Annotated in this window: 18 protein-coding genes; 6 read left to right on the plus strand and 12 right to left on the minus strand. The window is 71.1% G+C overall.

Annotated elements, in window-relative coordinates; all coding sequences use genetic code 11:
• Positions 1-88: 88 nt before the first annotated feature.
• Positions 89-532, plus strand: a complete 444-nt coding sequence (locus AC07DO_RS30540) for a MarR family winged helix-turn-helix transcriptional regulator (protein ID WP_479063971.1) — start codon at positions 89-91, stop codon at positions 530-532.
• Between the two features lie 4 nt (positions 533-536).
• Here AC07DO_RS30540 and AC07DO_RS30545 read toward each other — a convergent pair whose 3' ends face one another.
• From AC07DO_RS30545 to AC07DO_RS30560, 4 genes are all read right to left on the minus strand, one after another.
• Positions 537-1,478, minus strand: coding sequence for a DUF3048 domain-containing protein (locus tag AC07DO_RS30545; protein WP_479063973.1), 942 nt, complete (start codon positions 1,476-1,478; stop codon positions 537-539).
• A gap of 40 nt (positions 1,479-1,518) precedes the next feature.
• A complete protein-coding gene (locus AC07DO_RS30550; RefSeq protein ID WP_479063975.1) occupies positions 1,519-3,345 on the minus strand; it encodes a hydroxysqualene dehydroxylase in 1,827 nt (608 codons plus the stop codon).
• 162 nt (positions 3,346-3,507) lie between these two features.
• A complete protein-coding gene (locus AC07DO_RS30555) occupies positions 3,508-4,578 on the minus strand; it encodes an ATP-dependent DNA ligase (protein ID WP_479063977.1) in 1,071 nt (356 codons plus the stop codon).
• 88 nt (positions 4,579-4,666) lie between these two features.
• Entirely contained in the window at positions 4,667-5,200 is a 534-nt protein-coding gene (locus tag AC07DO_RS30560; protein WP_479063979.1) for a GNAT family N-acetyltransferase, read from the minus strand.
• Between the two features lie 136 nt (positions 5,201-5,336).
• Here AC07DO_RS30560 and ligD point away from each other — a divergent pair, with 136 nt between their 5' ends.
• Complete coding sequence (gene ligD / locus AC07DO_RS30565) at positions 5,337-6,368, plus strand: non-homologous end-joining DNA ligase (RefSeq protein WP_479063981.1); 1,032 nt, start codon at positions 5,337-5,339, stop codon at positions 6,366-6,368.
• A gap of 72 nt (positions 6,369-6,440) precedes the next feature.
• On the opposite strand, the gene AC07DO_RS30570 is transcribed toward ligD, so the two are convergent.
• Positions 6,441-8,669 (minus strand): OmpL47-type beta-barrel domain-containing protein, encoded by a 2,229-nt coding sequence (locus AC07DO_RS30570; RefSeq protein ID WP_479064215.1) that lies wholly within the window; start codon positions 8,667-8,669, stop codon positions 6,441-6,443.
• Positions 8,669-11,194 carry a ThuA domain-containing protein gene (locus tag AC07DO_RS30575; RefSeq protein WP_479063983.1) on the minus strand — a complete coding sequence of 842 codons (2,526 nt, stop codon included), beginning with the start codon at positions 11,192-11,194 and terminating at the stop codon, positions 8,669-8,671. Before AC07DO_RS30575 ends, AC07DO_RS30570 begins: the two co-directional genes overlap by 1 nt.
• Positions 11,195-11,417: 223 nt before the next feature.
• On the opposite strand from AC07DO_RS30575, the gene AC07DO_RS30580 reads away from it, so the two are divergent.
• Complete coding sequence (locus tag AC07DO_RS30580) at positions 11,418-12,464, plus strand: multicopper oxidase domain-containing protein (protein WP_479064217.1); 1,047 nt, start codon at positions 11,418-11,420, stop codon at positions 12,462-12,464.
• Here AC07DO_RS30580 and AC07DO_RS30585 read toward each other — a convergent pair.
• Positions 12,461-13,942, minus strand: coding sequence for a HEAT repeat domain-containing protein (locus AC07DO_RS30585; RefSeq protein ID WP_479063985.1), 1,482 nt, complete (start codon positions 13,940-13,942; stop codon positions 12,461-12,463). The genes AC07DO_RS30580 and AC07DO_RS30585 overlap by 4 nt on opposite strands.
• A gap of 19 nt (positions 13,943-13,961) precedes the next feature.
• On the minus strand, positions 13,962-14,810 hold the full coding sequence (locus AC07DO_RS30590; RefSeq protein ID WP_479063987.1) for a polysaccharide deacetylase family protein: 849 nt from the start codon (positions 14,808-14,810) through the stop codon (positions 13,962-13,964).
• Between the two features lie 157 nt (positions 14,811-14,967).
• Here AC07DO_RS30590 and AC07DO_RS30595 point away from each other — a divergent pair, with 157 nt between their 5' ends.
• Positions 14,968-16,032, plus strand: coding sequence for a LacI family DNA-binding transcriptional regulator (locus AC07DO_RS30595; protein WP_479063989.1), 1,065 nt, complete (start codon positions 14,968-14,970; stop codon positions 16,030-16,032).
• Between the two features lie 42 nt (positions 16,033-16,074).
• Here the strand turns inward: AC07DO_RS30595 and AC07DO_RS30600 are convergent, their stop codons facing one another.
• Positions 16,075-17,313, minus strand: coding sequence for a glycoside hydrolase family 64 protein (locus tag AC07DO_RS30600; protein ID WP_479063991.1), 1,239 nt, complete (start codon positions 17,311-17,313; stop codon positions 16,075-16,077).
• 212 nt (positions 17,314-17,525) lie between these two features.
• Between AC07DO_RS30600 and AC07DO_RS30605 the strand changes: the two genes are divergently transcribed.
• On the plus strand, positions 17,526-18,320 hold the full coding sequence (locus AC07DO_RS30605) for a VOC family protein (protein ID WP_479063993.1): 795 nt from the start codon (positions 17,526-17,528) through the stop codon (positions 18,318-18,320).
• Positions 18,321-18,520: 200 nt separating this feature from the next.
• The gene (locus AC07DO_RS30610) at positions 18,521-18,769 is read left to right on the plus strand and encodes a WhiB family transcriptional regulator (RefSeq protein ID WP_479063995.1); all 249 of its coding nucleotides are present in this window, start codon (positions 18,521-18,523) and stop codon (positions 18,767-18,769) included.
• 82 nt (positions 18,770-18,851) lie between these two features.
• Here AC07DO_RS30610 and AC07DO_RS30615 read toward each other — a convergent pair whose 3' ends face one another.
• From AC07DO_RS30615 to AC07DO_RS30625, 3 genes are all read right to left on the minus strand, one after another.
• Positions 18,852-21,332 carry a prenyltransferase/squalene oxidase repeat-containing protein gene (locus tag AC07DO_RS30615; protein WP_479063996.1) on the minus strand — a complete coding sequence of 827 codons (2,481 nt, stop codon included), beginning with the start codon at positions 21,330-21,332 and terminating at the stop codon, positions 18,852-18,854.
• A 112-nt stretch (positions 21,333-21,444) separates the two neighbouring features.
• Entirely contained in the window at positions 21,445-22,932 is a 1,488-nt protein-coding gene (locus tag AC07DO_RS30620) for a carboxylesterase/lipase family protein (protein WP_479063998.1), read from the minus strand.
• Positions 22,933-23,016: 84 nt separating this feature from the next.
• On the minus strand, positions 23,017-23,931 hold the full coding sequence (locus tag AC07DO_RS30625; RefSeq protein WP_479064000.1) for an MBL fold metallo-hydrolase: 915 nt from the start codon (positions 23,929-23,931) through the stop codon (positions 23,017-23,019).
• Positions 23,932-24,005 lie beyond the last annotated feature (74 nt).

Consider the following 24,005-nt stretch of genomic DNA (forward strand, 5'->3'; position numbering starts at 1 on the left):
AATGCTCAGGGCACTGACTATCTCGGCGAGGATAGGGTGGGCCGAACTACCGTGCAAGAGGTCGCCAGTTGAAGCGGAGGGAGCCGGAGTGGAGGCCGTGGACCTCGCCACCCACCCCGGGCACCTGGCCCGGCGGCTGCAACAGGCGCACCACCTCATGTGGAACACGATGGTGTCCGAGGAGATCACTTCGCCGCAGTACGCCGTCCTCAACGCGCTCGTCGCCGAACCCGGCCTCGATCAGCGCACGGTGGGGGAGCGGGTGGGCCTCGACCGGTCGACCATCGCCGAGGTCGTCGCCCGGCTGATCCGCCGGGAGCTGCTCGTCAAGGAGCGCGATCCGCGGGACGGCCGGCGCTGCCTGCTGCGCGTCACCGAGGAGGGCCGGCGCACGCACCGCGCGCTGACCGTGCGGACCGCCCGGATGAACCAGGTCCTCCTCGCCCCGCTCACCAGCGAGGAGCAGTCCGTCTTCCTCGACCTGATCCAGCGGGTCGCGGACGCGGCGGAGGACCTGCGCAACCCCGCCTGAGCGGTCAGGCCTTCGCGTACACGACCCACACCTGCCCCTTCGCGAACGGCAGTTGCCGCCCGTCGGCCGTCGTGAACTCCGTACCGGACTCGGCCGTCGGACGCTTCCACCGCGCCTCGTAGGCGCGCCCGTCCCGCAGCACGCTCGCCGAGCCCTCGCCTACCGTCTCGGTGAACGGGGAGACGCTGCCCGCACGGTCGTGGAAGCGCGACGACCGCACCTTCACGTACTGCACCACGACCGTCGACGGGCCGAGCTCCTTGCCGCCGGACGTCCGCGCCCGTGCGCCGTCCATCGCGACGCGCCAGCGCCCCTCGTACTCCACCCAGTCGAAGGTGAAGCGCGCCGCGGGGAAACGGACCGTCCGCCGCGTCTGCGGTGTGCCGCCCTTCGGGCGCGGCCCGAACCGGAACCCCGCGTCGGCCAGAGCGCCCTCCCGCGGGTCCACCTCGAGGGCGTCCGGGCGTACGAAGAGATTGTGCGGCGCGGGCTTTCCGCCGCCCCGGTAGTACGCCTTGCCGGGTGCCTTGCCCGGCGGCAGGGCGCGTACGGGCGCGCCGGCGATCAGGGGCAGAAGTTTGGACTGCGCCCCGGAGAACGCGAGCGCGGGCCGGTCGTACTGCCGCAGGAGTTCGAGGTCCGTCTCGCGCGCGCTGCGCACGGGGCCGACGACGGGCGGCAGATGGGTGGCGTAGACCGCCATGAGGCGGCTGAGTCCCGCCTCCACCTGTTCCACGTAGACGACGTCCGCGGCGTCCAGGCCGGTCTGCGGGCGCGCCGGGGTGACGTTGTCGATCTTCACGGCGAGTACGTCGCCGCCCTTCCCCGCCGATGGATGCTTTCCGTCGGCGGGCTCGATGGTGCAGCCGGAGACCAGGGTGGCGAGGACGAGCGCCACCGCCGCCCCGGCTCCGGTCCCGGCCCTTGTGCGCGTCCGCCGTCTCATGCGGAAGTCCTACCCCGAACGCGCCCGGAATCGCAGCCCCTCAGCCCAGATCGAGGGCGTTGCGCAGCCCGAGCCGGTAGCGGGTGCGGTCGACGCGCTTGAGGGCCTCGATCGCCGGGACGCGGTACAGCGGCGCCACCGTGCACGGCTCGTGCTCCGAACCCACCTGCTCCAGCAGGGCGTTGACGGCCTGGCGGGCCGACGCGTTGGCGCCCTCCATCGTCGCGAGGTCGATGTCCACGGAGACGTAGTCACCCGAGAGGAAGAGGTTCGGGATCTTCGTGGCGGCCGACGGGCGGTTGTGGAACGTGCCCACGGGGTGGATCAGGAGCTGGTCCTCGTTGGTGGGGTTCGGCGTGCCGAGGCTGTCCACGCCCGGGTCGAGGAACCACGAGTGCAGCTTGCTGTCGCTGAGGACCGTCCTGCCGGTGTCGTTGAGGGCGGCCTTGAGCTGCGCCCACACCTCCTTCGCGACCTGCTCGCGGGTGCACTGCTTGGCCGTCTTGCCGTACAGGATCCCCGGCCTGTCCCACTCGGAGATGTCGACCGACAGGCACTCGACCGCGACGCCGTCGCCGTAGTCGGCGGGGAAGTCCCGCTCGGGCCAGTGCCCCGCCTGGGCGATGCCGGTCAGGGACCACGGGGAGTCGATGAGGTTGAAGTGGCCCTTCACTACGGGCGGACGCTCCGTCAGGTAGAACTGGATGCCCGTCATCCAGTCCGTCTCCAGCTTGTCGCAGCGCGCCAGCTGCGGGTCGGCCGCCTTGAGCGCGGCGCTCCACGTGCGGCGCGCGTGCTCGACCGGCATGGCCTGGACGTAGTGGTCGGCGGTGATGTCGCGTCGTACGCCGTCGGGGTCCTCGACGACGGTCTTCGTGATGCGGCCGTCGCCGAAGCCCAGCTCGCGCACGGTCCAGCCGATGCGGAACTCCACGCCGAGCGAGGTGAGGTGGGCCACCCACGGGTCGATCCACGCCTCGTTGGTCGGCGCGTTCAGGATGCGGTCGGGCGGGCCGTCCGCACCCTGCCCGAGCGCGTTGAGGACGAACGCCTCGCCGAGCGTGCCGACGGTGCGGGTGCTGGCCTCCTCGGCCTTGGTCGCCACGATGTTGCGGGTCACGCCGATCACGAGGATGCGCTGGTAGTCCTTGGACATCCGTTCGGCGCAGGTGAACTCCCACCAGGGCGTCGACTCCCAGTCGTCGTCCCGGCGTTCGTCGCAGCTGGTGAAGAAGACGAGGGCGCGGTTCACGAAGTACGCGGCCTCGTGGGCCGGCAGGTTGAACGCGGTGTCGAGCAGCGCGGTCAGCGCCCGCCGGATGTCGTCCAGGGTGAGCTTCTCCGGCTCGTGACCCGGCCAGGGGATCGGCATCCTGATGTCCTCGCGGCCGGTGCGCGCGAACGACATCTCGCGGGGCGCGACCAGGTTGTCCCACACGCCGTTCGCGTTCCCGGGGAACGGGATGCGGCGCATCGTGTCCGGCAGGTTGTGGTAGATGCCGGGGATGAAGCGGAAGCCGTGCTCGCCGGGCAGCGGCTTGCGGTTGCCCTTCGCGCTGTCCGGTACGTCCATGCTGCGGGCCTTCCCGCCGAGCGCCCTGCGCTCGTAGACGGTGACCGCGAAGCCGCGCTCCGCCAGTTCGTGGGCCGCGGTGAGTCCGGCGACGCCGCCGCCGAGGACCGCCACGGTCTGCTTCACCCGCGGCGCGTCCGCGGCGCCCGGCGCGGCCGCCGCCGCGGGCAGCGCCCCCGCTCCGACTCCCAGCGCGGCCGTCCCGCCGACCGCCGCGGCCCCCGCGACGAACCCCCGCCGCGTGCTCCCCGCCGTGGTCCCCACCGCGCTCGCCTCGGCACGACTGTGCCCCATGCCCCGCCCCCCTTACCGTCGGTAACTGACGTGTCAGGCGCAGGAGCCTACGGTCACGGCCGAAGGGGCGGAAGATGCGGGGGAGCTGAACAGAACATTGGCGTGATCGGAGTCGTTGGCGTGATCGGGACGGGTGCACGGTGCCGGGCGTGCGCCCCGCACTCAGTCCGCCGCGCCCAGCACGTCGTCGAGAGCGTGCCGCACCGGCTGCTCCAGCTGGGCGTACGTGCAGCTCTCCGGGGTGCGGTCCGGGCGCCATCTGCGGAAGGCGGCCGTGTGGCGGAAGCGCTGCCCGTTCTCCATGTGGTCGTACGCCACCTCGCAGACCCGCTCCGGCCGCAGCGGCACCCAGGACAGGTCCTTCTTGCCCGTCCAGCGGCTCGGGGCGCCGGGCATGCGGGCCGTCTCGTGGGCCGTCTCGTCCGTCCAGGACGACCACGGGTGGCCGGCCGCGGACGTCATGCGCAGCGGCTCCAGCTCCTCGATGAGTTCGGCACGGCGCTTCATCGAGAACGCCGCGCACACGCCGACGTGCTGCAGGGCGCCCCCGTCGTCGTACAGCCCGAGCAGCAGCGAGCCGACGACGGGCCCGCTCTTGTGGAACCGGTAGCCCGCGACCACGCAGTCCGCCGTGCGCTCGTGCTTGATCTTGAACATGAGGCGTTCGTTCTGGCGGTAGCGCAGGTCCAGGGGCTTGGCGATGACGCCGTCGAGCCCCGCGCCCTCGAACCGCTCGAACCAGACCTGTGCCACGTCGGGGTCCGTGGTCGCCGGTGCCACGTGCACGGGCGCCGTGACGCCGGACAGGGCCTTCACCAGCAGGGCGCGCCGGTCGGACAGGGGTACGTCGAGCAGTGCCTCGTCCGCCAGGGCGAGGAGGTCGAACGCCACGAAGGAGGCGGGGGTGCGCTCGGCCAGCGTGGCCACGCGGGACGCGGCGGGGTGGATGCGCTCCGTGAGCGCGTCGAAGTCGAGGCGTCCCTCCTTGGCGATCACGATCTCGCCGTCCAGCACGCACCGCCCCGGCAGCCGCTCGCGCAGCGCGGCCACCAGCTCGGGGAAGTAGCGCGTCAGGGGCTTGCCGGTGCGGCTGCCGAGCTCGAGCTCGTCCCCGTCACGGAAGACGATCGCGCGGAACCCGTCCCACTTGGCCTCGTACTGCATGCCCGGCGGGATCTTCTTCACGGGCTTGGCGAGCATGGGCTTCACGGGCGGCATGACCGGCAGATCCATGATTCAAATCTAGGCGGCACCCCCGCTGACCGCCTGTTCAGCGGGGCTGGAACGGGGGGAGGAGGTCCAGCCGCTCGCGTGCTCCCCGTCAGCCCTCGTACTCGGTGAGGTCGATGGAGTGGACGTGCAGCGGGTCGCCGGTCACCGGGTGGGTGGTCTCGCGGTCCAGGGCCATGCCGAGCTTCCGGACGACGTTGGCGGAGGCCTCGTTGCCGATCCGGTCGATGCTGATCACGCGGTCGAGGCCGCGGTCCTGGAGGGCGAACTCCAGGGTGGCCTGTGCGGCTTCGGAGGCGTAGCCCTGGCCCCAGAACTGGGAGCCGAGCCGCCAGCTGATCGCGACGGCGGGCAGGACCTCGGGCAGGAACTCGGGGACGGAGAGGCCCGTGAAGCCGGCGAGCTCGCCGGAGGCGAGGAGCTCGACGGCGAAGAGCCCGAAGCCCTCGTCGTCCCACTCCTCCTCCCAGCGCTCGATGTCCTCCGCGGTCCTGTCCAGGTCGTGCACGGGGCCGCCCTCGACCCAGCGCATGACCCGCGGGTCCGCATTGATGTCCGCCATGGGTGCGAGGTCGTCGTCGTGCCAGCGACGCAGGATGAGGCGGGGGGTGCGGATCTCGGTCATGACCCCCATCCTGCCGAAGGCGGGACCACCGGCGAAATCGGCCCCCACCCGGGCGGGCAACCGCGCGGCCGCGGCGCCAGAACGGGGCTTATCGTCCGATGTGCGGCGAATGTCCGAGACGCTTAGCGTGGCTCGCATGGGTGCAGCCAAGGGCAAGAGCGCGGCCGTGGACATCGACACGGGGGAGCGGACGGTACGTCTCTCCAGTCCGGACCGGGTGGTCTTCCCCGAGCGCGGCTTCACCAAGCTCGACGTCGCCCAGTACTTCGTGGCCGTCGGCCCCGGCATCCTCCGCGCCCTCCGCGACCGCCCCACCACCCTCCAGCGCTACCCGGAAGGGGCGGCCGGCGAGTTCTTCTACCAGAAGCGCGCCCCGAAGAACCATCCCGACTGGATCCCCACGGCCACCATCGCCTTCCCCAGCGGCCGCACCGCCGACGAGATGTGCCCCACGGAGGTGGCCGCCGTCATCTGGGCGGCCCAGTACAACACCCTCACCTTCCACCCCTGGCCCGTGCGCGGCGACGACCTCGACCACCCCGACGAACTCCGCATCGACCTGGACCCGCAGCCCGGCACCGACTACGCGGACGCGGTCCGCGCCGCCCACGAACTCCGCTCGCTGCTGGACGAGTTCGGCGGACTCGAAGGCTGGCCAAAGACGTCCGGCGGGCGCGGGCTGCACGTCTTCGTGCCCATCGAGCCGCGCTGGACCTTCACGCAGGTGCGCAGGGCGGCCATCGCCGTCGGGCGGGAGCTGGAACGGCGGATGCCGGCCGCCGTCACGACGGCGTGGTGGAAGGAGGAGCGCGGGGAGCGGATCTTCGTGGACTACAACCAGACGGCGAGGGACCGCACGATCGCCTCCGCCTACTCGCTCCGCGCCCGCCCGCACGCCCCCGTGTCCGCGCCGCTGCGGTGGGACGAGGTCGAGGACGCCCGTCCCGAGGACTTCGACCTCGCCACCATGCCGGGACGCTTCGCCGACGTCGGCGACGTCCACGCGGGCATGGACGAGCACCGGCACTCGCTGGAGGCGCTCCTCGCCCTCGCCGACCAGGACGAGCGCGACCACGGCCTCGGCGACCTGCCGTATCCGCCCGAGTACCCGAAGATGCCGGGCGAGCCGAAGCGGGTGCAGCCGAGCAGGGCCCGGCACGAGGAGTAGCCCGCACGACAGCGGTGCCCCCGCCCCGGACGGGGGCAGGGGCACCGAGGAGCGGCACGGCGGGAGCGCCGTCTACAGCTCCTTGATCCGGATGTCGCGGTACGACACCACGTCCGTCACACCGTGGACCTGGAGCCCGACATGGCCGGACGCGTACCTGCGGCCGTCGGTGCCCGGGTCGTCACCGCGCGGCGGCGTGAACTCCTGGCCGCCGGTGTTGTCGAACTCGTTGATAAGGACACCGTTGCGGTAGATCGAATAGTGCTGGTCCACCACCCGGATCTCGTAGTCGTTCCACGTGCCCTTCGGGGTGACACCGGCACCGGCCAGGCCCACCCGGTCGAAGCCGTAGATCGACCCGGTCTTGTACATGTCGCCGTCCGGGCGGTCGTGGATCTGCACCTCGTGCCCGTACTTGATGGCGACCCACTCCGGACGCGACTCCTCCGGGTGGTCGTGGACCTGCGGGAAGCGCACGAAGACACCGGCGTTGGTGTTCCCGTTGCCCGCTACGTCGTCCCGCCACTGGAGCTTCAGCGAGAAGTCGCCGTACTTCCGCTCCGGGAACCACAGCATCCCCATGCCCTCCACCGACGTGGAGCTGGTGATCGAGCCGTCGCCGTTCAGGCCGAACCTGCCGCCGCCCACCTGCTCCCACCGGTCCAGGGACTTCTGCGTGCCGTCGAAGAGCTTGCGGTAGCCCTCCGTCTGACCGGGCTTGCCGATGCCGGACTGCTTGGCGGCGCGATTGATCTTGCTGTACTCGCGCTGGTCGATCTCACCCGCCTTCAGGAGCTTGTCCGTCACGCTCTTGACGTGCTTCAGGAAGAGCGCGTGCGACGTCCACTCCTTCTCGTCCTCGATCAGCTCGCCCACGCGGCAGCGGTTGTTCGTGACCCGGTTCGGGATGCCCGTGTCGACCGTGCCCACGAACACCGTCAACCGCTCGTCGTACTCCGGGCAGTCGGGAGCCGGCACGCCACCGCCCTCGGCCACCGTGAAGGAGGCGGTCTTCGCCTCCGACGCGTTGCCCGCCTTGTCGTTCGCCCGGTACGCCACGGTGTGGCGCCCCACGCGGTCGACGACGACCGGTGCCCCGTACGCGAGGTAGGGACCGCCGTCCAGGGAGTACTCGACCCTGTCGACCCCCGAGCCGGCGTCCGTGGCGGTGACCGTCACCTTCGCCCTCCCGAGGTAGGCGCCGTCCGAGTCCTTGCTGCCCTCGACCTTCGCCGACGTCTCCGGCGGCGTCCTGTCCTCCACCGGCGGCGCGACGACGGTGAACTCGACGGCCTTCTCCGCCGCCTGGTTGCCCGCCTTGTCAAAGGCGCGGTAGCGGACCTTGTGGGCGCCCGCCTCGTGCACCATGACCGGCGCGGTGTACGCGGTCCAGGCGCCGTCACCGATCGCGTACTCGATCTTGTTGACGCCGGAGCCGGTGTCGGACGCGGTCACCGTGACCGTCGCCATCCCGACGTACTGCCCCTGGTCGTTCTTCTCGCCGCCCACCGTGGCCGACGTCTCCGGAGGCGTCTTGTCGTCCGTCGGCGGCGCGACGACCTTGAACTCGGCCGCCTTCTCCGCGGACACGTTGCCCGCCTTGTCGGTGGCCCGGTAGCGGATCGTGTGGGTGCCGACCCGGTCGACGACCACGGGCGCGGTGTACGGCTGCCAGGCGCCGTCCGCCCCCACCGCGTACTCGACCTTGTCGACGCCCGAACCCTCGTCCGTCGCCGTCACGGCCACCGTCGCCGAACCCACGTACGCGCCGTCGGCGTTGGTGGTCCCCTCGACCTTCGCCGTGGCCTCCGGCGCCGTGGTGTCCTCGCCGCCGCCGTCGGTCACGACCAGGACGCCCTGCATCGAACCGTGGCCGGGGATGGTGCAGTGGTAGCGGTAGCGGCCCGGAGTGAGCGTCACCTCGGCGGTGTGCCTGCCGCCCATGTCGTCGTTGGGGTTGGCGAGGAGGTTGAGCGTGACGTCGGTGTTGTACTCCGGGTCGGAGGTGTCGAACGTCAGCGTGTGCGGCATGCCGGTCGTGTTGCCGGTCGCCTCGCTGTTCTCGAACACGATCGTCGTCGGGCCCGCCACCGCCGTGGTCGGCGCCGACTTGTACTTGGCGATGTCGTTGTCGGCGGTCCAGGTGAGCGTCTGCGCCCGCGCGGACAGGCCCCCGTTGTCGGGGCGTGCCACCGCCGCCGTCGACGTCAGGCCGAGCACCATCAGGAGCGCGGCGAACAGCGCTGTGTACAGCCTTCGCCGCTGTGCGGACCGTGCGGCCTGCGGCGTCGGAGATCGCATCATCCCGCCTTCCTGGCCAGGTCACCGGCGGCCGGCGTCGGCGCCCCGCCCTTGTACGTCACGCGCCACAGCGCCGACTTGGAGTCCGAGGTGAAGAAGCCGCGTCCGTAGTCGAGGACGTACAGCGAGCCGTCCGGCGCGAACTTCCAGTCCATGAGGTTCTTGATGCCGTCGTTGCCGATCGGAATGATCTTCTTCAGTGATTCGGCGTGGACGGGCAGGCCGCCCTTGCCGACCGTCTTCGGGTCCGTCACCACCGCGTGCCGTGGCTGGTCGGAGTCGTAGAAGTCACCGACGAACCACTTGCCGTCCCAGTAGGCGGGCCATTTGTCGGCGCTCGCGTTCGCCGCGTCGAGGCGGTAGACGGGGCCGTTCATCGTGGCCTGGCCGCCGCCCTTGAGCCACGGCAGGAGAATCTTCTGCTCCTCCGTCTTGTAGCTCGGCACGCCCTTCGCGTCCCGCGGATAGTCGACGCCGCCGCCCTGCGGCGAGTACCAGATGTTGTTCGGCTCGGCCGGCGGGATGTTCACCAGGCCGTCGTTGTTCGGCGACTCGTTCTTGAGGTTCTTGCAGTCGTACCAGCCCAGTGGCTTCGTCGGGTCCGGCAGATTGCGGTCGCGGTAGGGCTGGTTGTTGCCCATGCAGTACGGCCAGCCGCGGTTGGAGGCGTGGGTGATCGCCGCGAACGTGTCGTACTTGGCGGGCCCCCACGTCGTCGACGGCGCGCCCGCGTCCGGGCCGACCCAGCCCGCGTACAGCGTGTCCGTCTTCTTGTCGATGCTGATGCGCGCCGGGTTCCTGACGCCCATCACGTAGATCTCGCCGCGCGTCTTGCCGCCGCCCTCGTCCGGCTCCTTGCCGGTGAAGAGGTTGCCCTCCGGGAGCGTGTACGTCCCGTCGGCCTCCGGGTGGATGCGCAGGATCTTGCCGTTGAGGTTGTTGGTGTTGCCGGCCGTGCGGCGCGCGTCGGCGAACGAGACGCCCTTGAAGTTCGGCTGCGGATTGTTGCCCGAGTAGCCGTCGGAGAAGCCGGACGAGTTGTTGTCACCCGTCGCGATGTAGAGGTTGTTCTTGGAGTCCCAGGCCATCCCGCCGCCCGCGTGGCAGCAGCTGTGGATCTGCACCGGCCACTTCAGCAGCACCTTCTCGCTGCCCATGTCGAGCTTGCCCGTGCCCTGGTCGTAGGTGAACCGGGAGACGTACCGCTCTCCCATGTGCGTCTCGCGGTTGATCCTGGAGTGGGGCGTGTAGTGCAGGTACACCCACCCGTTCCGCTCGAACTTCGGGTCGAGCTCGATGCCGAGGAGGCCCTCCTCGACCTTGACCAGCTCGTCGCCGCCGCCCTTGTTGCCGAAGACGGTCAGCGCGCCCGCGAGCGTCGACTTCTTGGTCTTCGGGTCGTAGACGTGGATCTCGCCCGTGCCCTTGCCGATGTCCGGGTCGTTCCAGTCGGTGACGACGGGCTGCGAGGAGTCGGCGCCGCCGCGGCCGATGTGGAACACCTTGCCGTCGGGCGCGGTGACCAGGCCGTGCGGCTCGCCGATCTGGTCGTTCTTGCCCGGCTGGTTGGCCTGGGTGAGGCGCTCCGCCTTGTAGTTGGCGTTGATCGTCGCCCGGCAGTCGGCGCGCGCGATGCGGGTGGTCCACAGCAGGGCGCCCCGCAGATGGCCGCGGAAGTCCACTTCGTCGTACGAGGCCGCCGTGCCGCCCATGCCCGTGTAGAAGGAGCGTCCGCCGTCGTAGTCGCGGCACCAGGACACCGGGTGGTCCCAGCCGTTCTTGCCCGCGCCGGGCTGGTAGGTCGACTCGCGGACGCGGGCGACCGTGTGGACGTCGCCGGAGGGGTTCTTCGCCCAGTTCAGCCATCGGTCGGGGCGCTTCCACTGGAGCGGCAGGTCCTTGGTCGCCGGGTGCTCGCGGTCGCCGACCTCGACGGTGGCGCGCTGGACGCCGGCCGGGCTCGCGTCGGCGGGGCGGGCGCCGATCAGGCCCGTGAACCAGGTCGAGTAGGGCTCGGCGCGGGCCGCGTCGTGGATGCCGAGGAAGCCGCCTCCGGCCTCCATGTAGGCCTCGAGGCCCGCCTCCTGCTCGGCGTCGAGGACGTCGCCGCCGCCGGTGAGGAAGGCGACGGCGTTGAACTTTCCGAGCTTCCTCTCGTCGGTGAAGACGGACGCGTCGTCCGTCGCCACGATCTTGAACCGCTGGGCCGCGGGGCCCGTCTGCCCGATCTTCTCGATGGCCTCGATCCCGGCGTTGACGACGGGCGACTCGTCGCCGCCCGCGGCCGAGCCGTGGAAGACCAGGACCTTGACGTCGGCCCCGCCGGGCGGCGAGGGAAGGGACATCGTTGTCAACGACGGTTCCGGGTACGGCCGCGCGGACGCGGCCTGCGCGGAGAGCGCCCCGGTGACCATCGCGCCGGACAGCAGCGCGGCCGCCCAGGCCCGGCGCCCGCGGATCGGTCTGCGTCGATTTCTGCTCAACCCTCGTACGTGCAACGGCCCTTGATGCGGTGTGCGCCGCATGAGTACACCCACCCCTCGTCGGTCACAGCAACAGCGCCGACGAAGCTAGACCTCTTTTCGCGACTCGCCAATAGGTATCACCGCGATAGCGCCAACTTTGTCCTGCGTGTGGATAAACAAAGATGTGGCCGATACCGTGTGGCCGTCTCCGGGGCCTCCTGTGTCCCGCCAGTCTCCTTAGCGCAGTGGGGAGTTCGTCATGGACCGATCGGACCGACGGGATCTGGACAGGCGCAGCTTCAACCGCCGGATGCTCGTCGGCGGCGCGGCAGCGGCGGCGGGGGTGACATCGTTGTCGGTGGCGGGTGCGCCCGATGCGAGGACGGCGGAGGCGCCGCCGAGGACGGCGCCCGCGGGCGGCGAGGTGAAGCGCATCAAGATGTACGCGGAGAAGCTCCCCGACGGGCAGATGGGGTACGGCCTGGAGAAGGGCAAGGCGTCCGTACCCGGCCCGCTCATCGAGCTGACCGAGGGCGACACGCTGCACATCGAGTTCGAGAACACGATGGACGTCGACGCGAGCCTGCATGTGCACGGCATGGACTACGAGATCTCGAGCGACGGCACGCGACACACCAGGAGCCATGTGGAGCCGGGCGGCAGGCGCACGTACACGTGGCGCACGCACGCGCCGGGCCGCCGCAAGGACGGCACGTGGCGCCCCGGCACGGCGGGCTACTGGCACTACCACGACCACGTGGTCGGCACGGATCACGGCACCACGGGCGTGCGCAAGGGGCTCTACGGCGGTCTGATCGTGCGGCGCAAGGGCGACCTGCTGCCCGACAAGACGTTCACCGTCGTCTTCAACGACATGACGATCAACAACAAGGCGGGTCACGACGCCCCCGCGTTCGAGGCGACCGTGGGCGACCGCGTCGAGTTCGTCTCGATCACCCACGGCGAGTACTACCACACGTTCCACGTGCACGGTCATCACTGGGCGGACAACCGCACGGGCCTGCTGACCGGCCCCGACGACCCGAGCCGGATCATCGACGACAAGATCACCGGCCCCGGCGACTCCTTCGGCTTCCAGGTCGTCGCGGGTGAGGGGGTGGGGGCCGGGGCGTGGATGTACCACTGTCACGTCCAGAGCCACTCGGACATGGGGATGGCGGGGCTGTTCCTGGTGAAGAAGGCGGACGGGACGATTCCGGACTATGAGCCGCATCATGCGGGGGCGTTGAAGTCGTCGCCCGGGTCCCCGCCCGCGAAGTCCTCTCCGGAGGCTTCGGCCGAGGCCTCCGGAGGGCACCACCACGGCTAGTTCGCGCCGGCGCGCAGCCGTTCCGTCAAAGTGGCGATCATCTCGGCGAGGTCGTCCGGGTCCGGGTAGCCGTCCGGTTCGGCGCAGCGGTCGGTCCAGCCTGAGGCCCGCAGGCGCTCCAGGCGTTCGAGGACCCGGGGGCGGATGTCGTCGGGCAGCCGGAACCCGTCGTCCGACGCGGCGGACAGGCAGGCCACCACGAAACCCCAGTGGACGTCTGGGGATTCGAGCTCGTGCAGCAGCCGGTCGTACGTGTCCGGAATGTTCCGTGCGAGTGCGTCGCCGAAGCTGACCGCGCGCAGGGCGGGGACCGGCGAGTCGGCGTGGTGCTGCAACGCGTCGGTGGCGGCTCCGTCGTTGCGTTCATCGGCGCAGTCCAGGCTCGCCAGTGTCCTCGCGGCGGCGACGCGGACGGCGGTCTCCCCGTCGTGGTCGAGGAGCGCGACGAGCCCCTCCACGGCCTCGCGCTCCACGGGGGAGCCCTCGGCCAACGGGTCGAGGCCGTTGGCGGCGGCCTGGCGCACGTCGGCGTCGGGGTGCCGCAGGGCCTCGAGGAACAGCGAGTACGGCGGCTCGTCCAGGGGCCTGTGCGTCTGGAGCTCGTCGTAGCAGCGCAGCACCTCGGCCAGCACGCGGGGACCGGGGTCCGCCGCGGCCAGCCGGTCCAGGGTCCGGCGGACGGGGCCGTACCGCAGTGTGTCGTTGAACAGCAGCAGGTCCGAGAGCAACTCGACGCCGAGGGTGCCACGGTCCGGGTCCTCGTCGGCGCAGAGGCCGAGTGCCTCGTCGATCAGAAGTCCGACCTGGGCGCGTTCCGTCCAGGAGTCGTCGTCGGCGGCCTGCGCGAGGTCGACCAGGAGGTCGGTGCGCTCCTTGGAACCCGGCGCGAGGGGCAGCGCCTCCGCGAGCCGGGCCCGTGCTCGCCCCCGCAGCCGTTCCGCGTCCTCCTCGCTCAGTGGCTCGTTCCTGCGCACCACGAGCGACGTCAGGATGACGGCGAAGTCGAAGGCCAGGTCACGCTGGAAGTCACCGGGCCGTCCGACCCCGTCGAGCCCCTGCGGGGTCCAGCCCTGCCCGCGCAGGTACGTGAGGCGTTCCCGCATGTCGTCCTGGATGTCCTCGCCGGCCTCCCGCAGGGCCGGGGGCCCGCCGAGCTCCTCGACGAAACGGGCCCACGCCCGCAGGAAGCCTTCAGGGTCGTCCAGGTGCCCTGCGACGATCCCCTCCACACGCTGCCGCACCCCGGCGTCGCGACGCAGCGCGGCACTGAAGCCGTCGACCACGGTCTCGTGGAAGTCGTCCGTCCACGGCTCGCGCGCCACGGCCTCGGCCAGTTCCCGAAGCGCCCACTCCAGGTCGGCGCCCTCGGCGGCACCGACCGCGGCTTTGGCGCGAACCGCCGCGTCCGGATCCCGCAGAGCGACCCCCAGCTCCTGGTGCAGCTCGGCCAGCTTGCGCTCTCTCCGCTTCTTGAACATAGGGGGCAGGGTACGCAGGTCAGGCACCCTCCGGCAGCACGGTCCGCGGCCGCCGCGGCGCGGGAGACGTGAGGAGAGCGCGCAGGTCGACGACGCGGTACCCGCGCTCGGTGACCGCATCGAGAACGCGCGGCAGGGCCCGGGCGTCCAGCACGTCCGTACGCCCCTCGGAGGCACCCACGTGCATCTGCAGGATCGCCCCGGGGCGCAGGGCGTCCACGGCCCTGCGCACCGCACGGTCCACCGTCATACCGCCCTCGGTTCCCTTCCACCCGTTGGTGTCGGCGGTGAACTCGATGTCCGCGAAGCCCAGCCCGTTGACCTCCCTGATGTGGGCGGGGGCGGTCTCGCTGTAGGGGAAACGGAAGAACGGGGTCAGGGCGGCCCCCGCACCGGCCGTGCGCAGGGCACGGTCCGCGGCCCGCACCTCGCGCCGCCGCCCGGCGGCGGTCAGGTCCTTGAAGTAGGGGTGGCTGTAGGAGTGGTTGCCCAGGCCGTGTCCCGCGGCCGCGATCCTCTTCACCACCTTGGGGTGCCGGTGGGCGAAGTCGCCGGTCAGGAAGAAGGTGGCGGGCGCGCGCCGCTGGCCGAGTCCGGCGAGGATCTGATCAAGGCCCGCCTCGTTCCAGGCGGCGTTGAACGTCACCGCGACCACCCGTTCGCGCGTGGCCATGACCCGGTTCTCCGATCCGAACAGGGCCCGCAGCCCCCTCTCGTCCACGGGTGTCACCGGCCGGGGCGCGACGGCATGGGCCGATGCGGTCGTGAGCCCCGAGGCCGGCCATCCGACGGCGAGCAGTCCGGCGGCGACGCCGAGTGCGCGGCGGGAGACGGCACGGTTCGTGGTGACGGCGGCAGAAGTTTTCATGCCCTGGTGATCGGCCGGCCGATCACCCGCCTTGAGGAGGCGCCGCGACGGCCGAGGAGCGCCTCGACCTCGAATCCTCCCCGAACCCTTCACGCATACCTCCCGCCACCCATGCGGAAAGATGCCTCCTGACACCGTCAGGGAGGAGTGACCGAAGGTGACCGAGGAACCGCGTCCCACTCTGGAGGCCGTGGCCGCGCGTGCCGGGGTTTCCAGGGCCACCGTCTCGCGCGTCGTCAACGGGGACCCGGGGGTGCGGGAGGTGCTGGCCGAAAAGGTGCGGCGGGCCGTCGACGAGCTCGGATACGTGCCCAACCGTGCCGCCCGCAGCCTCGTCACACGGCGCCACGACGCGGTCGCCGTGGTCATCGCGGAACCGGAGACCCGGGTCTTCGCCGACCCGTTCTTCGCGCTGCAACTGCGCGGCATCAGCAAGGAGTTGACAGCGCACGACATTCAGCTCGTGCTGCTCCTCACCGAGGGACGGGACGATCACGAGCGGGTCGGGCGGTACCTCGCGGGCGGGCACGTCGACGGCGCGCTCGTCTTCTCGCTGCACCTGGACGACCCGCTGCCCGGCATCATCCGCCGCGCCGCCGTCCCCACCGTATTCGGCGGGCGCCCCGGCTGGCCCCAGGCGGAGGGCGGCGGGCCGGACGCGCCCTATGTCGACTGCGACAACCGGGGCGGCGCGCGGGAAGCGGTGGCGCATCTGGTCGGTCTCGGGCGACGCCGTATCGCGCACATCACCGGCGCCCTCGACCAGACGTCCGCGGTCGACCGGCTCGACGGGTACCGCGACGCGCTGTCCGACGTCGACCCCGCACTGATCGCGGAGGGCGACTTCACCCCGGCCGGCGGGGAGCGCGCGATGCGGGAACTCCTCGACCGCGAACCTGAGTTGGATGCCGTCTTCGCGGCCAACGACCTGACCGCGTCCGGCGCCCTGCGGGTGCTGCGCGAGCGGGGCCGCAGGGTGCCGGACGACGTGGCGGTGGTCGGCTTCGACGACATGCTCGCGGTCGCCGAGCAGACCGACCCGCCGCTCACGACGGTCCGTCAGGACATCGAGGGAATGGGGCGGTTGATGGCCGGGATGCTGCTCCGCGGACGGGGAGGAGCGGAGCGCGGGTCGGCCGGTGCGGAGGGGGAGGCGGAGGGTGGCGCCGGGTCTGCCGGTGTGGTCCTGCCGACAGCCCTCGTGCGCCGCGCCTCCGCGTAAGAGCCTGTGTCGTGACCCCGGCCTCGCCGGTCGCCGTCCGGGCTACGAACCCACGCTCACCGTGAACCGCCGCGGATTGCCGTCGTGCGCCGCGCCCGACACGTCCGGCTGCCCGTCGGGACGTACGTCGTCGTACGGGAAGGCGTACCCGATGGGGGAGTTGGCGTGCACGACGCGCGACCAGTGGTTGGTCACCGGGTCGCGGTAGTAGTCCGCCGTGCTCGTGCCGTTCGGCTGCGCGGGGTGGGTGAGCATGATGCTGCGGTTGAAGCCCGCCGCGAGCCGGGCAAGGAGGCCCTTCTTGTCGTCGGGGTCGTTCGGGTTGTTGGCGAACGGGCCGTGGTTGCAGGTGAAGATGTCCTTCGAGGTCGGCTTGCGGAAGGAGTGGCCGCCGTTGAAGGTCAGGACGTCGCCGTTGACCCGTCCGGTGAACACGCCGCGGCCGCCCTGCAGATCGATCTTGAGGTCCGTGCCGCGGTATTTGTCCCACACCTTGTCGATGTAGCTGTTCCAGACGTCCCGGAACGGCATCTGGTCCGGTCGGTCGAAGTACGGCGCCATGAGGTTCTGCGGCGAGATGACGCGCAGTACGCCGCCGTCGTCACCGCGGATGACCAGCTTGTCCCAGGGCTGTCCGTCCTTCCCCGCCTGGGCCGTCAGATCCGCCGCGATCCTGCCCACGGCGCCGTCGGGCAGCGGGGCGACGGTGTGCCTGCCGTCACCCTCCAGGGTCAGGCCGATGGGCAGCGCGGTCACCAGGTCGACGTAGCTGATGTTGGCGTACAGCTGCTGGGGGTTGAAGGTGAACTCGCAGAACGACCACGTGCGGCCGTAGTTGGGGTCCGCGCGGGTCGCGAAGGCGGGCTCGACGAGGGCGGGGCCGGGGTTGAGGAAGAAGTCCAGCTTGTCGTCGCGCACGAAGTAGACGCGCGCGCCGTACATCTGAGGCAGGGTCAGGACCTTGGGGGCGGAGCCCGCGGCGCCGAGCGGGATGGCGCAGTCGACCGGCAGTGGGGTCTGCGGGGCCGACGGCGACTCGGGTCGGTACACGCCGCCGTCCGGCTTGAGCAGCACCCAGCGGCCGGTGCCCTGCTCGTGGCCCGTGACGTAGGCGCGCACCTGGCCGGGGAGCGACTTGTTCGCGAGGGCCAGCTCGCACGTGGCGGGCGCGGCCCTGCCGCCCGCCTGGGCGCCGGGGCTCAGAGCGCTGCCCCAGACGGGGTAGGTGAGGGCGCCCGCGGCGCCGGCTGCGGTGGTCAGGAACGTTCGACGCGATATCACGGAAGGTCTCCTGCGCGGTTGCGTGGGGGGTTGTCGTGTGGGGGGCACCACTGTCTCGACGGGTGATCGCGGCGTCAAGAGTTGTGACTGAGAGCGCTCTCAGAAATGTTTTCCCTTCATCAAATGACGTGGTGAGGGCCGGGCGGGCCGATTGTCAGTGGGGGGTGCCAGACTCCTAAGTGCGGAAGAGAGATCCGACAAAGGAGTCGATCATGCTCAATAACCGTTTCGTGACAGGTGCACCCGTCTGGGTGGACATGTGCGCTCCTGACCTCGCCGACGTCAGCGGGTTCTACCGCGAGCTGTTCGGCTGGGAGCTCCAGCGGGGCGCCGCGGACGTCGGCGGCTACAGCCAGTACCAGCTCGCGGGCCGCACCGCCGCCGGCGCGATGGCCATCTCGGGTGACGAGGCCGCACCGGCCTGGACGCTCTATCTCCGCACGCCGGAGGTGGACGCCACGGTGAAAGCGGTCGAACAGGCAGGTGGCAGCACCCTCTTCGAGGCCGTGGACATCCTCGACCTCGGCCGCATGGCCGGCCTCGTCGACGACGCGGGCGTCCCGTTCTCCGTGTGGCAGCAGGGTGGGCTCAAAGGCCTCGATGTCCTGAACGAACCGGGCGGCCTGGTCTGGACCGAGCTCTACACCCCGGACGTCTCAGCGGCCACCGCGTTCTACGGCACCGTGTTCGGCTGGCAGACGACCGAGGCGGCCTTCCCCGGCGGGTCGTACACGATGGTGCACCCGGCGGACGGCAGTGCGGACGACATGTTCGGCGGCATCGTGCCACTGGCGAGCGACCCCGCCGAGGACGCGGCGTATTGGCTGCCGTACTTCCAGGTGGACGACTGCGACGCCACGGCCGCCACGGCACGGCGGAGCGGCGGCACCGTGCGCATGGAGCCCGTCTCGATGGAGGGCGTGGGGCGCTTCGCGAAGCTCGCGGACCCGGCGGGGGCGAAGTTCGCGGTGCTGCAGCCGTCGCCGTCCGGTGAGCAGGGCCAGTAGGCCGGCCGGAGTTCGGGGGCGTAGCCTTCGGTGCCCGGGCTCGCAGTCCTGGACCGGGTGCCGAAGCGCTGTTTCGCGGGGGCCGCGGTTGGGCAGCCCTCAGCGGGGCGGCCTCCGGGCACAGCCGCCCGGAGCTCGGCCAAACGGTCGTTGATCGTTCGTTGATCGGTTGTTTCGCGCGGTGGGACAGCATCGGTTCCATGCAGATCGAGATGACAGCCGAGCCCGAACTCGCCTGGCAGGAGCAGGCTCTGTGCGCCCAGACCGGAGCCGAATTCTTCTTCCCCGAGCCCGGTAGCTCGGTGCGTGAGGCGAAGGACATCTGCCAGATGTGCGAGATGCGCACGGCCTGCCTGGAGTACGCACTGAACAACGACGAGCGGTTCGGCGTCTGGGGCGGACTCTCCGAGAAGGAGCGGTACGCCCTCAGACGCGAACCCCGCGCCTGAACCGCCGATATCGCCGACCACCCCGACTGACTCGAACCCGCGGGCCCCTGCTGATCATGGGGCCCGCGGGTTCTCGGCGGTGTCAGGCGTACGTCACCACGAACCGCCGCGTCCCCGCGGGGACCTGTACGTCGTCACCGGAGACAGGCAGCTGCCGCCCGTCCGCCGACACCGACCGCACCCGCCCGAACCGGCACGGATAGACGTACCGCACCCGCTCCGGAGCCTCGGTCACCTCCACCGTCACCGTCCGGTCGCCCGCGTCGTGCGTGAGCCGGTAGCCGAAGGGCCTGCCGAACAGCGTCGGCGCGGATTCGACGGCCACCGTCTCCCCGTCCGGCACCCAGTGCGGACGTACGCCCGGCGCGATGTAGACATGCGGATCGCGGTCCTCGTCCGCCTCGAACAGCAGGATGTCGCGGATCAGGAGCAGATACTCCGCGGCGGCCCAGCCGTGCGGAATGTCTCCCATGTACCAGTGCCTGGACGGTACTTCGTGGAAGTCCGAGGCGATGGTGAAGGCGTGCTGCTCGTTCCAGGCGCCGAGCGCCACCGCCCGCTCCTCGGTCCGCGGGAAGGCGGCCCCGACGATCCAGCCGAGCAACGCGTCCGCCCGCGCCGGGTCGCCCGCCAGCAGATACGCGTGCGCCAACTGCGTGGTCAGGTACGGGCCGTAGGCGTTCCAGGCCGCCTCGTGCCGGTAGCCGCCCCGCACGAAGTGGGCGTACATGGTGTCGAGCGTGCAGCGTGCCGCCGTGTCGATGTCGGTGCCGAGCTTGCTGCCCATGTGCAGCCGCAGCGGGTGGAAGAACGCCGCGGTGCCGATCATCGTCGAGTCGAGCCGGCCGACATCGCCGGGGCCGGTCGGGATGTACGTCTCCCAGGCGCCGCGCCCGCGCTGCTCCGCGAGGACCCAGCGCACCGAGGCCGCCGTGGCACGCTTCACGTCGTCGAAAGCCGCCCACAGTTCGGGCACGTCCGGCGCACCGATGCGCTCCGCGAGCCGCGCCGCCTCGTACAGACCGGCGAGCGCCCACAGGTCGTCCCAGTAGTGCGGTTTGTCGCGCTCGCCCAGATGCTCGGCGCTCCAGCCGCTGTGCAGCAGCCCGTACTGGTCACGGTTGTCCCGCAGCCAGCGGGCCCCGTCGATCACGTACGGCGTGTACAACTTCGCGCCGAACGCGGCGGCGCGGCCCTTCGTGCGGTCGAAGCGGCCGATCGCCCAGAGCGCCTGCCCGTTGCTGTCCCACTCACGGTCGTCCCGCTCGTGCGGGCCTCCGTAGAAGCCGTACTCGGCACAGGGGCCGATCCGTCCCGTGCCGCGGTTGAACTTCAACGGATAGTGCGTGCCCAGCTGGTGCTCGGCGAGCGCGTCGTCGCCCACCAACGAGCAGGCCGTGGCCTCGACCGACGAGTCGCGGATCCAGAACGAGTCGTACACCGTCGGGCCGGGGTGGATCTCTCCGTGGTCGGAGAGGATCAGCAGCTGCGACCGCGACTCGCGGAACAGGTCCGTCAAGTGCGCCACGGGCCGCGGAAGTTCGGGCTGCATCCCCTGCCCGAGGAGCTTCGACGTCCAGAACGCCCGGTTGGCCTCCTCCAGCTCGCCGGCCGGTACGGACCTGATCTCCGCGAGGTCACCGGCCCCGCTGTACAGATCGACGGGCAGCCGCACGTCCAGCTCGAACACCTCGTCGTCGGTGACCCGGAACGGCCACGCGAACGCCGCGCTGCACAACCCCGCGACCTGGTCCTGCGCCTGCCCGGCGCCGTTCAGCTTGCCGCCGTTGACGAGGTCGTGGAACGGACTGTGCGCCAGATAGGAGGCCGGGTCGTGACTGAAGTCCGGGTTGCCGTACACGCCGTACTGCTCGGGCACGGTGTCGAACACCGGCCCCCAGCCGCTGTTCGTCTCCACCCGGTTCTCCGCCGGCAGGTGCCGCAGGAACGTCAGCCTCCGGTCGGTGATCTGCCGGCCGTTGCGGTCGTGCCGCTGGAAGCCGCTCGGGCCCGCGGGCATCACCGCCGCGCACAGCAGGCCCTCGCGCGGCTGACCGGTCGCGGTGCCCACCGTCACCCGGGTCACCACGAGATCGCGCTGCCGTGCGCCGACGGTCGTGGCGAAGGTGCGCTGCACGAACTCGACGCCGTCCGGGCCGCGGAAGTCCGTGAGGACGACCGGCAGGTGCGGCGCCTCCATGCGCTGCGACACCGTGCCGTCGCCGGGCAGCTGCGGCAGGTGCAGGGCACCCGTCGCCGGATCGTGGAGGAAGAAGAACAAGCAGTACTTGTCGTAGACCGGCTCGATCTCACCGGCCTGCCCGATCAGTGACTCCTGACGGTGGTCCTTCACGCCCACCATGTGCCAGTAGCGGTACAGGGCATTGGAGGCCAGGGCGGCTTCCTTCGACTCGTACGTTCCCGAGTCGAAGTCGTCGCTCCAGCGCCGGAAGGCCTGCTGCGCCCACCACGGCACGGGATAGGGCACGTGCGCCCGGCCCGCCCAGCTGCGCCACATGACCTCGTAGAACATCCACTCGTGGGTCTGCGCCATCTGCGCCATGGGTTCACCCCCTCGCCCACAGTCGCACCGCGGAGGGCGGTCGTAAATCGATGCGACAGGGCCGCGCGGCCGGTATCCATGACCCGACCGTGCGGAACGAGTCGGGCGCGAGTCAGGCCCAGGCCCCCAGCTCCTCGCCACGCGGGTCGTCGACCTGCGTCCACTCGGCGCCGACACGCATCGTGGTCCGCCGCGTGACGTCGTAGGGAGCCCAGCCGGGGTCGCCGGTCGCGGCGAAACGCACCCAGGCCGCGTGCATACGGGCGGCGAGATCCGCGGGTGGCGCATCGGGGCCGAGCAGGGCCTCCGGGCCGTGCAGTCGGGGAAGGTGCGCGAGGTCGAAGACGAAGGGCAGCTCCATCGCGTGGGCGGCGCCGAGCTCGCCCCCCAGCGCGTGCGAGCGCCACGCGAACTCGTACCGGTGGGTCGAGGACGCGGAGTGCGCCGCATGCGCGTCCGCGAGGGCCCGGCTGCCCGCGCCGAACAGCGCATCACCCATGACGGCGGACCGCAGCTCCCCGAAGGACGCCTCGGGCCGCGTCCTGCGGTACGTCTCGATCAGCCGCGCCGGGTCCGGATGCGCGCTCGCCGCCGCGGCGCGTACGTCATCGAGGGTCGAGGTGGAGTACCGGTCCAGGGGAACCAGATAGAGGTTCCCCTCCTCGGTGTTGGTTCCGACGACCAGGTCGACGTCCGAGCCGAGACCCTCGGCGACGGACGCGGCCGGCTGGGTGCCGAGGACCAGACCGAAAGGGCTGAGCCCGAGCAGCGGGTCGTGGTGCGTCGCCGTCCGCAGGTCGATGCCCGCGAGTCGGGAGGAGGCCGCGACGAGACGGTCGTCGGGGAGGTCGGCGAAGGCCTCGGCACGGGGTTCGACGCCCAGCGCGGCGGCCGCCGCGGCCGTGACCCGAACGGCCTGCTCGGGGGTGAACGCCCCCAGACCGCTGCCGCTCTGCACGATCGCCCTGCGGACGAGGCCCGCCGCCCGGGGCTCGGCGAGGACACCGCCGACGATGGTCGCCCCGGCGGACTGGCCGAAGAGGGTGACGTTCCGCGGATCACCGCCGAAGGCCGCGATGTTCTCGCGCACCCAGCGCAGCGCGGCGACGACGTCGAGCAGGCCGCGGTTGGCGGGCGCTCCGGGAAGGTCGAGGAAACCGGCGATGCCGAGCCGGTAGTTGAGGGAGACGAGGACGACGCCGTCGCGGGCGAAGGCGGATCCGTCGTACAGCGCGGACCGGGTCGATCCGGCGACGAATCCGCCGCCGTGGACGAAGACCATGACGGGCAGACCGCCGCTGCCGGCGGCTGCGGGTGCCCGGACGTCGACGGTGAGGTAGTCGGCGCCGTGGCTCCAACCGGTGCCGAAGTACGGGGACATGTCGATGCCGCCGAGCCTGCGTTCGGGCTGGGGCGCGGTGGGGCCCGGCGCGGTGGCGTCCCGCACGCCTCCCCAGGGCGCGTGCGGCTCGGGTGCGCCGAACCGTCCGGCTCCGCTCGGAGGGGCGGCGTACGGGATGCCGAGGAACGTGGCGACGCCGTTGCGGCGCAGGCCGCGGACGGCGCCCTGCGCGGTGATCACGACGGGGTGGTGGTTCATGGTGGTGCCTCTGCCTTTCGGCCGGTGCTCTTGGTGGTGCTCGGAGTGCCGGTGCTCCCGGTCCTGCTTGAAGTGCCGGTGCTCTCAGTCCTGCTCGGAGTACGGGGTGAAGGGCGCCCAGCCCTTGATGGCGAACTTCGTGCCGTCGCGCACGACTTCCGCGGCGCCGTGGCCGCCCAGGTGCGCGGGGATCACGAGCGCGTTGGTGTCGGCCGCCCGGCCGAGGATCTTGCGCCGGGTGGCGCGGGCGCCCGCGGGGTCCTCGCAGAAACAGCTGTTGGTGTCCGGTTCGAGGATCTGCACGGGGCTGTGCAGCATGTCGCCGACGAACACCGCGCGATCCGTCCCCGAGGCCAGGGTCAGCACGCTGGAACCGGGCGTGTGCCCGGGGGCCGACTCCAGGCGGAGGTTGGCGTCGATGCGGTGGCCGGTCTCCCACAGCTCCGTGAGGCCCGCCTCGTGCACCGGGGCCACGCTGTCCTCGAAGACGTTCTGGTTGCCCCGGCCGAGCCGCGGCGTGTGACCGGACGCGGGATTCCAGAAGTCGAAGTCGGCCTTCGGCATCAGATATGTGGCGTTGGGGAACGTGGGCACCCAGTCCCGCCCGTCCAGATACGTGTTCCAGCCGACGTGATCGACGTGGAGATGCGTATTGATGACGACGTCCACGTCCTCCGGCGCGACACCGACCCTGGCGAGTTCGGCGAGGAAGTCGGTTTCCAGATGCCGCCAGACCGGGGCGTACGGGCGCTCCTTGTGATTGCCGACACCGGTGTCGACCAGTATGTTCCGGCCCTCGCTCCGCACCAGCCAGGTCTGGATGGCGGAATGCACGGTATTGGTCCCGGAGTTCAGGAAATGCGGGCTCAGCCAGGAAGCGGCGTCCTCCCACACCTCCTTCGGGCTTTCCGGAAAGAAGGTCTCCGGGGTCATCTCGACGGATCCGTAGTATTCCCGGATCCGGGTGACGGTGACATCGCCGAGTTGTATCTGTTCCACGGGGCTGTCCTTGATCGCGGCGGCTTTTCCGAGACCGTACGGTCGGCCGCGGCGGCCCCGGTATCCGTCATGTG

It is taken from the genome of Streptomyces sp. NPDC045678 (assembly GCF_056432085.1).

What these genes read in the sequence shown, in the direction of transcription:
- AC07DO_RS30575 (WP_479063983.1), bottom strand. Translation starts at nt 11,194, where the DNA reads ATGCGGCGCACACCGCATCAAGGGCCGTTGCACGTACGAGGGTTGAGC.
- AC07DO_RS30590 (WP_479063987.1), bottom strand. Translation starts at nt 14,810, where the DNA reads ATGAAAACTTCTGCCGCCGTCACCACGAACCGTGCCGTCTCCCGCCGC.
- AC07DO_RS30605 (WP_479063993.1), top strand. Translation starts at nt 17,526, where the DNA reads ATGCTCAATAACCGTTTCGTGACAGGTGCACCCGTCTGGGTGGACATG.
- AC07DO_RS30555 (WP_479063977.1), bottom strand. Translation starts at nt 4,578, where the DNA reads ATGGATCTGCCGGTCATGCCGCCCGTGAAGCCCATGCTCGCCAAGCCC.
- AC07DO_RS30545 (WP_479063973.1), bottom strand. Translation starts at nt 1,478, where the DNA reads ATGAGACGGCGGACGCGCACAAGGGCCGGGACCGGAGCCGGGGCGGCG.
- ligD (WP_479063981.1), top strand. Translation starts at nt 5,337, where the DNA reads ATGGGTGCAGCCAAGGGCAAGAGCGCGGCCGTGGACATCGACACGGGG.
- AC07DO_RS30585 (WP_479063985.1), bottom strand. Translation starts at nt 13,942, where the DNA reads ATGTTCAAGAAGCGGAGAGAGCGCAAGCTGGCCGAGCTGCACCAGGAG.
- AC07DO_RS30615 (WP_479063996.1), bottom strand. Translation starts at nt 21,332, where the DNA reads ATGGCGCAGATGGCGCAGACCCACGAGTGGATGTTCTACGAGGTCATG.
- AC07DO_RS30550 (WP_479063975.1), bottom strand. Translation starts at nt 3,345, where the DNA reads ATGGGGCACAGTCGTGCCGAGGCGAGCGCGGTGGGGACCACGGCGGGG.
- AC07DO_RS30610 (WP_479063995.1), top strand. Translation starts at nt 18,521, where the DNA reads ATGCAGATCGAGATGACAGCCGAGCCCGAACTCGCCTGGCAGGAGCAG.
- AC07DO_RS30570 (WP_479064215.1), bottom strand. Translation starts at nt 8,669, where the DNA reads ATGCGATCTCCGACGCCGCAGGCCGCACGGTCCGCACAGCGGCGAAGG.
- AC07DO_RS30620 (WP_479063998.1), bottom strand. Translation starts at nt 22,932, where the DNA reads ATGAACCACCACCCCGTCGTGATCACCGCGCAGGGCGCCGTCCGCGGC.
- AC07DO_RS30560 (WP_479063979.1), bottom strand. Translation starts at nt 5,200, where the DNA reads ATGACCGAGATCCGCACCCCCCGCCTCATCCTGCGTCGCTGGCACGAC.